10 protein-coding genes are annotated in these 12,292 nt (G+C 72.3%); 6 read left to right on the top strand and 4 right to left on the bottom strand.

Translation table 11 applies throughout. From position 1 onward, the window contains the following. Positions 1–185: 185 nt before the first annotated feature. Positions 186–812 (top strand): response regulator transcription factor, encoded by a 627-nt coding sequence (locus tag AB0C62_RS02805; protein ID WP_362969290.1) that lies wholly within the window; start codon positions 186–188, stop codon positions 810–812. Positions 813–972: 160 nt separating this feature from the next. Further along, entirely contained in the window at positions 973–2,376 is a 1,404-nt protein-coding gene (locus AB0C62_RS02800; RefSeq protein WP_362969289.1) for a ricin-type beta-trefoil lectin domain protein, read from the top strand. 47 nt (positions 2,377–2,423) lie between these two features. Here the strand turns inward: AB0C62_RS02800 and AB0C62_RS02795 are convergent, their stop codons facing one another. Beyond that, positions 2,424–6,032 carry a BTAD domain-containing putative transcriptional regulator gene (locus AB0C62_RS02795; RefSeq protein WP_362969288.1) on the bottom strand — a complete coding sequence of 1,203 codons (3,609 nt, stop codon included), beginning with the start codon at positions 6,030–6,032 and terminating at the stop codon, positions 2,424–2,426. 267 nt (positions 6,033–6,299) lie between these two features. Further along, positions 6,300–7,190 carry an LLM class F420-dependent oxidoreductase gene (locus tag AB0C62_RS02790; RefSeq protein ID WP_362969287.1) on the bottom strand — a complete coding sequence of 297 codons (891 nt, stop codon included), beginning with the start codon at positions 7,188–7,190 and terminating at the stop codon, positions 6,300–6,302. A 142-nt stretch (positions 7,191–7,332) separates the two neighbouring features. Here AB0C62_RS02790 and AB0C62_RS02785 point away from each other — a divergent pair, with 142 nt between their 5' ends. The 3 genes from AB0C62_RS02785 (at position 7,333) to AB0C62_RS02775 (ending at position 9,713) form a co-directional block, all read left to right on the top strand. Beyond that, positions 7,333–7,890 (top strand): hypothetical protein, encoded by a 558-nt coding sequence (locus tag AB0C62_RS02785; RefSeq protein WP_362969286.1) that lies wholly within the window; start codon positions 7,333–7,335, stop codon positions 7,888–7,890. Between the two features lie 316 nt (positions 7,891–8,206). Beyond that, positions 8,207–9,163 carry a hypothetical protein gene (locus AB0C62_RS02780; protein WP_362969285.1) on the top strand — a complete coding sequence of 319 codons (957 nt, stop codon included), beginning with the start codon at positions 8,207–8,209 and terminating at the stop codon, positions 9,161–9,163. A 280-nt stretch (positions 9,164–9,443) separates the two neighbouring features. Next, positions 9,444–9,713, top strand: a complete 270-nt coding sequence (locus AB0C62_RS02775) for a hypothetical protein (RefSeq protein ID WP_362969284.1) — start codon at positions 9,444–9,446, stop codon at positions 9,711–9,713. A gap of 280 nt (positions 9,714–9,993) precedes the next feature. Here the strand turns inward: AB0C62_RS02775 and AB0C62_RS02770 are convergent, their stop codons facing one another. Next, complete coding sequence (locus AB0C62_RS02770; RefSeq protein WP_362969283.1) at positions 9,994–10,446, bottom strand: ATP-binding protein; 453 nt, start codon at positions 10,444–10,446, stop codon at positions 9,994–9,996. Positions 10,447–10,632: 186 nt separating this feature from the next. Between AB0C62_RS02770 and AB0C62_RS02765 the strand changes: the two genes are divergently transcribed. Then, positions 10,633–10,995 carry an STAS domain-containing protein gene (locus AB0C62_RS02765; protein ID WP_362969282.1) on the top strand — a complete coding sequence of 121 codons (363 nt, stop codon included), beginning with the start codon at positions 10,633–10,635 and terminating at the stop codon, positions 10,993–10,995. Positions 10,996–11,185: 190 nt separating this feature from the next. On the opposite strand, the gene AB0C62_RS02760 is transcribed toward AB0C62_RS02765, so the two are convergent. Continuing rightward, positions 11,186–12,208, bottom strand: a complete 1,023-nt coding sequence (locus tag AB0C62_RS02760) for an SDR family NAD(P)-dependent oxidoreductase (protein WP_362969281.1) — start codon at positions 12,206–12,208, stop codon at positions 11,186–11,188. Positions 12,209–12,292: the final 84 nt, after the last annotated feature.

Here is a 12,292-nt window from a genome sequence, read left to right as displayed (position 1 = left end):
CTGTCCCGGCGGACAGCGAAGCGTGGCCGGACGGGCAAACCCGCCAAGTGCACGCCAAGTGATTGCCAAGGCGGTCCGGCGACGATGTCCCCGCGTCCGCCGCCACGGTCGCCCGACGCCGTGCCGGTACCCCGGCCCCATCAGGGCGACGGTCCGAACCAGGAAGGACATCAGTGACGTTGGGGATGATCTCGATCGCAGTCCTCGCCAGTGACCCCATCACCGGCGAGGGGGCCGCCTGGTCCCTGTGCAGGTACCCGGGGCTGAAGGTGCTGCCCCAGGAGGACCACCGGGAGGCGGACGTGGTCCTCGTGCTCACCGCGGAGGTGACCGAGGAGACGATGGTGCTGATGGAGTCGGTCGCCGCCCGCGCGGCCAACCCCGCCATGAGCATGGTGCTCGTGACCGGACGCATCGGCGAGGCCCAGCTCATGCGCGCCGTCCAGTTCGGCCTGCGCGGTGTGATGTGGCGTCAGGACAGCACGTTCGACAACGTCGTCGAGGCCGTACGGGCGGTCGCCGAGGGCGCCGCACTGCTGCCGACCCCGGTGCAGGGCCAACTCATCGACCACATCAGGCGGCTGCAACGCGATGTGCTCGGACCACTGGGGCTGACGACCTCCGGGCTGGAGGCCCGCGAGGTCGACGTGCTCCGTCTGCTGGCCGACGGTCTCGACACGACCGAGGTGGCCCAGAAGCTCAACTACTCGGAACGGACCATAAAGAACATCGTCAGCGTCATGATGAACCGTCTCGGACTGCGCAACCGCACCCACGCGGTCGCCTTCGCGCTGCGCTCGGGAACCCTGTAGCCAGCAGGCCTCTCCCACCCTTCCGCCGGGCCGGACGGTCGCAGGGGAAGCGTTTCCCGTCCTGCCGGGCAGAGTTCGCGCCCGTCGCGGTGTCACCGCGTCACGGACTCCTAGGTTCGAGCGTCGGGAGACCACCAGACGCGGAGGCGGGCAGTCGCACATGGAACACAGGACCGGACCGGCGGAACCGACCGGCGAGGCGGCCGGGGACGCGGCTGTCTGGGAGCAACCGCTGCCCTGGCTGGAGGAGTCGAACCCCGACGCCGCGCCGGAGCCGACAGGCGAACCGGAGACCGGGAACACCCCCGCCCCTGATGCGGAGACCGCGCACACCCCGGTATCCGCGGAAGAGCCGGCGAACGCCCCTGTTCCTGAAGCGGAGTCCGGGAGCACCGGGTCCGGCGCACCCGAGTTCGCGCCCGCGTCAGCATCCGTCTCCGCCTCCGAGCCCGAGATCATCCCCGAGGCAGCTCCGACGGCGGAGCCGTCGCCCGACCCCGAACCGCAGTCCGCGAACAACAACGTGCCCGCGCCCGAGGCCGGTTCCGCCATCAGGGCCGAGGAACCACCCGTATCCGGTCCCGCACCCGCCGCTGTGACCGCACCCGAGTCGGGGGCCGCGCCCGCGACCGGTGCCCGCTCGGGCTCCGGCGACGGTGAACCCGGCAGGCTGTCGCGGCTGTTGGCGAGCAGCGCCACGCCCTCGGTCGCGGATTCCGGCGGTGCGGGCGCGGACGAGGCCCAGCCGGAGCGCAACGCGCGGCTCATCGGCGCGGTGGCCGCCGTCTCGGTACTGCTGGCACTGGGCCTCGGCACCGTCGCGGTCATGGCCGTCCCCGGCGGCGCCGAATCGGAGCCGAGTGCCGCACACGTCGAGGACGCCACCGTTCCCACGGTCGGCCCGGACGGCTCGGTCCTGCCGTCCCGGTCCGGGTCCCCGTCGCCCTCCGCGCGGGGGCACCGCAAGGACGACAAGCCGGGCTCGAAGGCGCACGTGGGCAAGGGCACCGGCAAGAAGGGGAGTTCACCGTCGGCCGACGAGGGCCCGGGCCCCGCGCACGCGCCCGCCGCGGGCGACGGCAAGGCCGTCGACGCCGCGTCCACCCACAAGGCGGGCGCCAAGGCCGCGGACACGCACCCGTCGGACTCCAAACCGGCGGCCGACACCGCGGTCAAGCCGGCCGGCGACACGATCGTGGGCTACGCGTCCTCCCGGTGCGTGGGCATCTCCGCGCACAAGGGATTGGACGGTTCGCCGCTGACGCTTCAGGGATGCGGCGGCGACGCGTGGCAGAAGTGGGTGTTCGCGTCGGACGGCAGCGTCCGCTCCATGGGACTGTGCATGGACATCGCCACGGCCTCCGCCTCGGACGGTGCCGGCATCCAACTGGCCCGCTGCAACGGCGGTTGGGCGCAGAAGTTCAACCTCAACAGCTCGCACGACCTGGTCAACACCGAGATCGGGAAGTGCGTCGACGCCAAGAACGCGGGCACCGCCGCCGGGACCCGGCTCCAACTGTGGGACTGCGGCGGCACGTCCAACCAGAAATGGCACCTGGGCTGAGCCGTTCGAGCACGTCGCCCGGTCACTCACGGGTGGCCTCGACCGATCTACCTGAGGCAGTGGCGGCCTGCCCGCCCGTGGTCCCGAGCCGCCGGTTCGCCCCGACCGGCCAGGGCGGTCCGGGCCGCCGCGGCCAGATGCGGGGAGCCCCACCGCAGGGCGACCTCCTCGGCGTGCGAGAACTGCCGCAGCGCCTCGGGCTCGTCGCCGAGCAACCGGTGGATCTCGCCCAGGGACTGGGCGAGGGGGCGGGTGACGAAGGAGATGCTGGCGGCGCCCGCCAGCTGGCCGCGGACCGGCAGCAGGAGGGGCATCAACTCCCGTGCCGCGGTGCGGTCTTCCAGCAGGCAGGCCAGCTCGGCCCGGAAGGACAGGGCGATGCTGTAGAGGTGGTCGGGTACGGGCGCGGCGGGGGAGAGACCGAGCGCGTGGGCCTCGTCGATCCGGCCCTGGCGTGCGACGACCACGCCCAGAGCGAGCCGGGTGACGCTTGTGGCACGGTCGTGAACGGACCGCAGGAGCGGCTCGGCGTCCTCGGGGCGTCCCTGGCTGAGCCGCACGGTCGTCAGCCCGAGGGCGTGGACGACGTCGCCGTGCGCGGATCGGTTGGCCCGCAGCCGGTTCCGTACCTCGGTGTAGCCGGCCTCGGCGTCGGCGAAGCGCCCTTCGACGTGCGCCAGCATGGCCTGGGTCGACAGATTGACGACCTCCGCCTCAACCAGCCGGTGCCTCCGGGCCACCGCACGGCCCTCACGGGTGTGCCGGCGGACTCCGGCGACGTCGTTGAGGGCACCCGCCGCCATGCCGCCGATGTGTTCCCGTACCCAGGTGTTGGCGGGAAGGTCGTGGGCGTAGCCGAGCATGCGCAGCTCGCCCGCCAGGAGCGCCCGGTGGTCGGGGTAGCCGTGCGGGGCGACGGCGGACGCGGCGGTCAGGGCGCAGGAGATCAGCAGCGGGTCGCCGACCGCACGAGCGACGGCCAGTCGATGTGCGGCGGCCCGCTCCCCGACGGCGCACGGCGCGGTGGTGGGGGTGCTGGTGCCCCGGCCCTCCCCGTACGCACCCGCCTCCTCGGCGCGGGACGGCCGGGCCGCGAGAGCGAGGACGACCGGATCGGCGGCCGCGCGGGCCGCCAGCCGGTCGGCGAAGTGATCGAGCGCCGCTGGGGCGACGAGCCCCTGAGGCCCGCTCAGGGCGAGGCCGGGGCCGATCGACGCGCCGAGCGCCACCGAGACCAGGGCGTCGTGGCTGACGCCCGAGGCCGCCTCGATGGCCCGCTGCCGGGTGTTCCGCGCGGAGACCACCGCCCCGGCGCGGATCTCCGCGCGCAGCAGCCGTCCGAGCAGCGCCACCAGCCGCGCCGCGCGCGTGTCGCCCGGGCTGTCGCCGTCGGCGGGTATCAGGGCGAAGGACTCGATGGCCTGCTCGAGCAGTTCGGCCGCGGTGTCGTGGGCGTAGCGGCGCTCCGCGAGATCGGCCGCGCCCAGCGAGTACTCGACGGCCAGCGCCGCCGTCGCCGCCGTCGCCGACCGCGCGAAGTGGTGGGCCAGCGCCGCCAGATCGTCCGGACGACGACGGCGTACGACGTCCGCGACCCGTGCGTGCAGGCGCGCGCGGCGCACACCCACCAGGTCGGTGTACACGGTGTCGCGGACCAGGGCGTGCGCGAACCGGACCAGGCCGGGCGCCGGTTCGGTCAGCAGCCCCGCCAGCACGCACTCCTCCAGACTGTCGAACACCTCGTGCTCCGGGTGCCGTACGGGATCCGCGGCCTCGATGAGCACGCTCACCTCGGACTCGCAACCGACCACCGAGGCGAGTTGCAGGACGCCGAGGGCCCCCGGGAGGAGCTGCCGCAGCCGGCGGCGGAGCACGTCGCGCACACCCTGGGGCACCTCGGAGATCGCCACCAGGGCACCCTCGCTGGCGAGCAGCCGGGCACTCTCGCGTACGTAGAACGGGTTCCCGCCGGTCCGCTCGGTGAGCGCGGTCACCGTGGCCGCGTCGACCGGGGTTCCGCACACGGCCCTGACCACCGTGTCCACGTCGTGCGGCGGCAGCCCGCCGAGCGCCAGTCGGTGCGGTGACCGGTGGGCCAGTTCGGCGAGGGTCTTGGCCAGCCGGTCGCCGGCATCGGCCGGGCGGTACGCGGCGATCACCAGCACCGGCACACCGGTCAGCTCGGCGGTCCGCTCCAGCAGGGCCAGCGTCTCCCCGTCCGCCCGGTGCAGATCGTCGATGACGACCGCGAGCGGCGACTCCCCGGCGGCGGCGCGCAACCACGCGCTGAACGCCCGGTGCATCCGGAACCGTCCGACCGCCCAGCCGTCACCGAGTCCCGGAGCCTGCTCCGCCGGGTGTCCGCCCCCGTAGCGGTGGTGCTCCGCGTGCCCGCCGTACTCCCCGTCGTGGAGGAGAGCGCCGAGCGCGTCCGGATCCGCGGGAGGTGTGCGCCGCGCGAGTTCGCCGAGCGCCTCCGTCCAGGCCCACGCGGGCGGGGCGCCGTCGAACTCGGGGCAGCGCCCGATCACCACGGTCCAGCCGTCGGCCCGCAACCGCCGCTGGAACCGGCCGAGCAGCGCGGACTTGCCCGCTCCGGGCTCCCCGGTCACCAGGACGACACCACCGTGCCGCCGGGCGGGCGCGGCCGCGTCGTCCAGCGCCCGCAGCTCGGTGTCCCGTCCCACGAACGGCTCGTGGGAGGCCCCCGGCATCATGGTCGCCTCGGCGGACGGGACCGGCGCCGCCGACGAGGCGCGCGCCGGAACCCGTCGGTCGACGGGTGCGTGCGACGCAATCCGGTGCGCCGCCGACGGGCGGGAGACGGCAGACGTCACCGCTTCCGCGGAACGTCCTACGGACACGGCCGGTTCGGACGGACCGGCTCCCGGTACGGCCGCACGCAGCACGTCCGTCCGGCCCGTCAGCATCGCCGTCTCCAACTCGACCAGGGCGTCACCCGGGCCGAGACCCAGTTCGTCGGCCAGCACGGCGGTAGCCCGCCGCAGTTCGGCCAGCGCGTCGGCCCGCCGACCGCTCGCCCACAGCGCGAGCGCGAGCAGCCGTCGGCCCTCCTCGCGCAACGGGTGCTCCCGTACGAGCGCCTCCGCCGAGGGCACCGCCTCGGTGGCCGCCCCGGACCTGAGCGTCGCCTCGACGGCCATTTCCCGTGCCACCGTGTGCAGTTCGCCCAGCCGGGCCGCCTCGGCCCCGGCCCACTCCTCGTCGGCCCACTCCCCGTAGGCCGCCCCCCGCCACCAGCCGAGCGCCTCCTCCAGGATGCGCCGCGCCTGAGCCGGAGGGGCCGAGCGCGCACGCCGTACGGCCTCCTCGAAACGCCAGGCGTCGACCGCGTCCTGGGGCAACCGCAGCGCGTACCCGGGCGGCGCGCTGACCAGGACACCGGCCGGTGTACGGGGAGCCCGGTTCGGTTCGAGGACCCGCCGCAGGTTGGAGACGTAGGCGTGCAGGGAGGCCGCCGCCTTGTCCGGGGGACGGCCGCACCACAGGCGGTCGATGAGCCGGTCGACGGGTACCACGTTGCCGCGGTTCGCCATCAGGAGGGCGAGGACCGCGCGTTGCCGGGGACTTCCCAGGTGCACGGGCGTTCCGCCGATGTCGGCACCGAGCGGCCCCAGGACCTGAACACAGAGCATGAGGCGCAAATGTACAGCGCACCCGGCGCCCCGATCCAAGCGTGGCGCGCGGTGGCGCGGCGCCTGCGTCAAGCCTTGACCAGGACTTCGTGAGGAGAGAGTAAGGACCGGGCGGAGCGCACTCCACCCGACCCACGAGACCCCGGAAAGGTGACGGGACTTGTCCGCCCACCGGCCTGCGGGTCACCGACGGACCGCTCCTCGCGGGAGCCCGCCCCGACTCTCCCCGTCCGACCGGTATCGGGCCGGCGTCCGCCGGACGACCCCCTACAGCCGGTCGGCGAAGACCGAGGCCAACTCGCGCCAGGCCGCCCGGGGCAGGTCGGCCCGACCCTCGCTCGCGGTCAGGACCTGGAACGCGATGTGGTCGGCGCCGGCGTCGAAGTACTCCTGGGCGCGGGCCCGCACCCGCTCGGCGTCGCCCAGGGCGAAGAGCGCGTCGAGGAGGCGTGTGCTGCCGCCGTTCTCGAAGTCGCTCTCCGTGAAGCCCAGACGCAACAGGTTGTTGGTGTAGTTGGGCAGTTGGAGGTACAGCTCCAGCATGCCCCGCGCGGTCGTGCGGGCCCGGTCGAGGTCGTCGTCGAGGACGACGGACAACTCGGGCGCGAGCAGCGCGTCGGGGCCGAGCGCCTCGCGCGCCTCCGCCGTGTGCTCGGCGGTGACGAGATAGGGGTGGGCTCCCAGCGACCGCTCGGCGGCGAGTCGCAGCATCTTCGGGCCGAGCGCCGCGAGAACACGCTGCCCGCCGCCGAGCGGCGGCACGGCCTCGTCGAGGGCGTCGAGATACTCCACCATGGCGCTGTAGGGCTTCGCGTACCGCGCTGCCAACGTGTCGTGGCTGACGCCCAGGCCGAGGACGAAACGCCCCCGCGCGCTCTCGTCGATCGCCGCGACACGGGCCGCCACCTCGTCGGCTCCGTGTTCCCAGATGCTCAGGATGCCGGTGGCCACCGTGACCGTGCGGGTGGCGGCGACGAGGGCCGCCGCGTCGTCGGGGGAGGGGCTGCCTCCCATCCAGAGCGTGCCGTACCCCAGTTCTTCCAGCTCGGCGGCTGCTTCGACGATCGCGGCTCTCCCCGCGTCGTCCACCCGCGACGCGTGCAGAGCGCCACTCCAGATGCCGATCCGTCCGAATGCCTCGCGTGTCCCGGAAGTCATACTGTGATCAACTGCGGCCCCGAGGCCGTTGTTCCCCTACGGCCGAGGATGCGCTCGATCGGCTGACCGGGCCCCGGTACGAGCCGAGGGACAACGGCCGACCGCCGTTGTACTGCGGGCCGTTGATCACAAAAAGGAAGACATGTTCAAGCGACTTGTGACGGCCGCGGTGACGGCGGTTCTGATAGCCGGCCTCGGCGCGTGCAGCCGGGGGAGCGACGTCCACGACGAGGGCACGGACCAGTCGGTCGGTGTCGACCGGAACAGCGGGAGCGGTGCCGAAGAGTCCCGGCCCGGCCCGGCCACGACGACGGACGCGAGCGTCTTCGGCCTCCGTGACGAGGTCCGCCATCTCGCCGCGAAGACCACCCGGGCCACGCGGCCGCACATGACCAGGAAGTGCACCACGGCCACACATCGGGTCAAGCACACGAAGAGTTCCGGGTCGGGCAGCAAGCGGCGCACCCGCACCTGGTACTCCACCGAGCAGTCCAAGAGCTGCAGGCAGGTCCGCAACGGCACCGAGACCTACACACGCGTGGTCCGGCCGGAACGGTGGTGCGTGAGCCTGGACAACCTCGGCGGCGACGCGAAAAAGGACGACGTCTGGTACCAGGTCGGCAGGTCGACCTACGACGCTGCCGTCGGCACGGACAGGTCGGTCCGCATGGAGTTCACCCCGAAGCACAGCGGCTGCTGACCTCGCCTGGGGATGGGCGCTCATCGGTGGAGCGTTCGCGGCTGCCGATCCGGCATCCGCTCGCCCGCACGCCTGGCCACCTCGCGTGCGGCGTCGGTCGCCTGGTCGTCGGAGGGCCGCACCACTCCGCAGCCGATGATGACTGGCAACACTGATGCGAAGAGCGGAAGTTGGCGCGTGCGCCTGCCCTTCCGGCGCTGCCTGAGGCCGGTAGTCGCCGGCGTACTCAGGTCGGATGAGTGCTCGTACTCAGGCGGCGCGCTCGTCCGTGGCGATTACTTGATCCACGAGGTTCTGCTGCGGATCGGGGGACGGAATGAGCACTGCGCTGGTCGAACCGGCGGGGGTGGAGCGGTCGCGGCATGTGAAGCGTGCGGCACGGGCTGCCGGGGTCGGGTTTGCCTCGGTGGTCGGCTCCATGCTCGCGACATGGCTGCTGCTGGACTCCAGTACGTGCCGGAACGCGCCGGACTACGGCTGCATGGGCTTCGCCGTCCTGTGGTTCCATCTCTTGCCCATCCTGAACTTCTTTCTCGCCTGGCCAGTCCTGCGGGTCCTCAAAATAAGGCCGGCCTGGCTCACCGCTCTGTTCGGCATCGGTGTCGGCTGGTATCCGGTCTGGAACATCGAAACGTTCCAGTGGCTCCCCGGTGGCACGCGGTACGTCCAACCCGCCTTGTGGGTGACGGCGTTCGCCCTCGCGGCCTGGTTCACCCAGTCACGCAGGCCGCTGTGGCCGCGAGCGGCCGTGGCGCTCGCCCTGGTCCTCCTGATGCCACTCGACTCGCTCGCCACCACGCTGCACGAGCGGAGCGAGCAGAACAGCGAGCTGGCCGCTGCCGGTGTCCCCCTGCTCGGGCCGCGAGTGCCCGCGGCCTACCACCTGAACGGCGTCGGCACGATCAAAGGGGCAGCCGAACAGGAAGCGACCTTCTTCTACCGGATCTCACCCGACAACGTGAGTGGCGCGGACACCATGGACGATCTCCAACGGGAGATCCGGGTGACCGTCGGCCCCGTACAGCCGGGTTTCACTCCACCCTCCCACTGCACCGCGCTCACCAGCACCTACCCTTCTCCGTCGCCCGCCTGCACACCGGTGGATCCTGGAGTGTGGCGCTCGTCGAACCACGAGTACGTCGACTACTTCACTCGGGTCGGCGACACGGTCGCAGTCATCCAAGCCCGAACTCCTCCCGTGAGCGACACCGTTCTCCGGTCGCTCGCCGGCTCCATGCGCGTCCGCGCACCGTCGTACTTCCCCGGCGACTGAACGGCTTCCAGGGTCTGTCCGACTGCCGTGGAGGCCCCGACAGTGAGGGCGGCCCAACGCGGTCAGGGGCGGTCCCGAGGAGCCGCCCCTGCGGGCGCCCTGGCCCGGCGCCGGCAGTGTCTGTCGGAGTCGTCGCGCTCCGGGGCGGCCGATCTCGCCGCCCCGTGCCACTCGCCCGACCTCGGCGTCGGCAGGGCGGCTCGGGAGGCGGAGGTGCAGCTGCGGCGCATTCCTCGGCCGCCCGATGGCGGACTGAAGTGCTGGGGTGCACGCTGGAGGGATGTTCGTCATGTCGTGGGGGGCCGGGAGCATCGCCCAGGCCTCGTCCCAGTTCCAGGATGTGGAGGCGGCTGCTGAGCTGCTGTGCGCCTCGGTCGAGCGCGCGGCCCTGTACGGCGCCTCGCAGGGGGAGGCACCGGCATACCAGGACGCGGCGGAGACGCTGGCGGAAGACATGCGTTCCGAGGGGCTTGTGGCCGTGTCAGCGGGGCGCGACTGGAGACGGGAGAGCGGCCCGGTGTGGGTCTCGCTGTTCCCTCGAGGGGACTGACACGAGCACCCCGCCAAGACGGCACATCTGGCACCCCCAGCGGGTCGACGCCGGCGAAGCGGCCCTCGCGGACGGCTCGGAAGGTGGTGAGCGTCATCCGCACCATCGCTTCCGGTGTGCCGGCTGCGACCTTGGACGCGATCCACTCCTCGTCGTCCAACGTGGCGCGCTCGACGTCACGACCAGTGATCTTGGAGGCCGGGGCGGCGACGTCGTCGAACGTCACGGCCTGGTGGGCGGACATGGTGCCGGTCTGCTGCCAGGGGCCCAGCAGCCTGCTTCACCCGGCGGCGGTGAGGGGGATGTCGGCGGTGATGCGTTTGCCGACCGGCGTCCGCTCCACGGTGACGGCGGCGGCGAGGGCGGCGACGATCTCCAGTCCGTGCTGGCCGACGCGTTCGGGGTCCGGCGCCTTCGCGGCCGGCACCGCGGGGTTGCTGTCCCACAGTTCGACCTGCAGCACGGGCCCGCGGACCCGGAGGTGGAGAAGGGCCGGCCCGGGGGCGTACTTGCGGGCGTTGGTGACCAGTTCACTGACGATCAGCTGGACGATCTCCACCGTGGCGGTGGCCACCGGGATCCCGTAGTGGTCCTTGACCTTGGTCAGAAAAGCGGCGGCGAGGTGACGGGCCTGGGCGATGCGCGAGCCGTCGCCGTCCAGCGCGAGGGACGCCTCCAGCTCTTTTCCCGCGCCGGCCCGGCCGCCGTCAACGTCTGTAGAACGTCCGCCCACTTTTGCCTACTTCCCTGTCCCCCTTGGCGCTTCCGACTACCCGTCCCGGGCCGGTGCACGCCGGAAAGGGCAGGTTACCTGTGTCACCACAACACAATCACATCGTCAGTAGGATGTGGCGCTTGAGCCTTCCTCCCGAAGGCGCCGGTCGTAGCGCAGCAGATTGTTGAAGGACACGTGGCAGACATGCATGAGGCAGCCGAGCAGCCCACCCGACTGTCGATCGCCCAGACCACCACCCGCGGGATGCGCGTGCTGGTCCTGAGCGGCGAGGTCGACGCCGACAATGTCGACGCCCTGCGCCAGGCCCTCCAGATCCACGACGGCGAGTCGCGGACGTCGGTGCTCGACCTCGGCGGAGTGACCTTCATCGACTCCAGCGCCATCAACGTTCTCGTTGCCGCCCACCGCGAGGCGACGTCGGCCGGCGGCTGGATCCGCCTGGCCGCGCTGACCGCGCCGGTCAAGCGCGTCGTCGAACTCGTCGGTATCGACACGGTGATCGGCTGCTACCCCACGCTCGCCCAGGCGCTCGCGGCCTCTGTTTGAGAACGGGGTGTCGGACACCCGTTCGCGAGCGGGGCTCGGATCAAGCCTCGCAGGGCTCTCCGGGACGACGTGAGTGCGCCGGCCACAAGGTGAGCGCCGACCTCTGCTGTGGCCAGGGCTGGGTCCGGGCCCCGGCAGGCTCAGTTCTCCGCGTCCAGGACGCGCCTCACCGGGCGACGGCGACAGGTCCTCAGGCGCTGGTGGGCGGCCCCGGAATCTGCTGGTTGTAGTGGCGTGCCGCCCGGTCGTTGAGACCGCTGCCCAACCGGCGTGCCTTTTCCGTCCACGACGTGGCCGGACGATCGATGCTGTGGCCCTGCTCCATGCCGTCCTCCGCCGACCCGCTGACGGCACTGTCCCCGGACGGGGACCGGGGGAGGAGCCGGGCAGCGAGTCCGCTGAGCCGGGTGACCGCGGTCGGCGCCACGCCGTGCGCCACCGACGCGGCCCGTGCCGCCGGGGTGAGTACCAGGCGGGTCCGGCGCTTCTCCAGGGCCCGGACAATGCGCTCCGCCGCACGTTCGGCGTCCATGGAGACCACGGGTGCTCCGGACAGAGCGGAGAACCAGGCGAACTCCTTGGACGACCGGCCGCCGAATTCGGCCTGGAGATGCGAGCCGGTGCGCATCAGGCCGGGATGGACCGTCGTCACGCTGAGACCCTGGCCCGCCGTCTCGGCACGCAGTCCCTCACCCAGTGCGCCGATTGCGGCCTTGGCACACGAGTAGGGGAGCAGGTGCGGAACTGCGAGCAGCCCACCGACGGAACCGATGAGGCACAGACGGCCCCCGGCCTCGCTCATGCGCAGGTGCGGAAGGGCCGCCATGGCCGTGTTCACGGTGCCACCGAACATGGTGGCCATGGCGTCTTCGAAAGCCTCGCTGTCGAGCGATTCGACCGGAGCGACCTGGATGACACCAGCATTGGCGACGACGACGTCCAGCCTGCCGCGCCGCGCCTCCGCCTGCCGGACCATCGCCTCCACCGCGTTCCGGTCACGGACGTCGCACACCGCAGTGGAGACGCTTCTCCCGGTCTTCACTTCGACCCATTCGGCGCCGCGTCGCAGTTCGTCCTCGTCGCGAGCTGCCACGGTGACCTGGCAGCCGCGCTGTGCCAGCCGTGCGGACAACAGCAGTCCCAGCCCTCTGGACCCGCCTGTGACCAGCGCGGACAGGCCGTCCAGGTCCGATCGGCTTGAAGTGTGTGCCACGTCTTCTCACCTCGCTCGTCGAAGAAGCCTCGAGTACCCGCATCGGATGCGCGTAGACGAGGTGACCCCGACTCCGGCCGCGGA

Source organism: Streptomyces sp. NPDC048643 (assembly GCF_040650615.1).
Lineage (GTDB): Bacteria > Actinomycetota > Actinomycetes > Streptomycetales > Streptomycetaceae > Streptomyces.
This window is presented reverse-complemented; position numbering and strand designations above follow the sequence as displayed.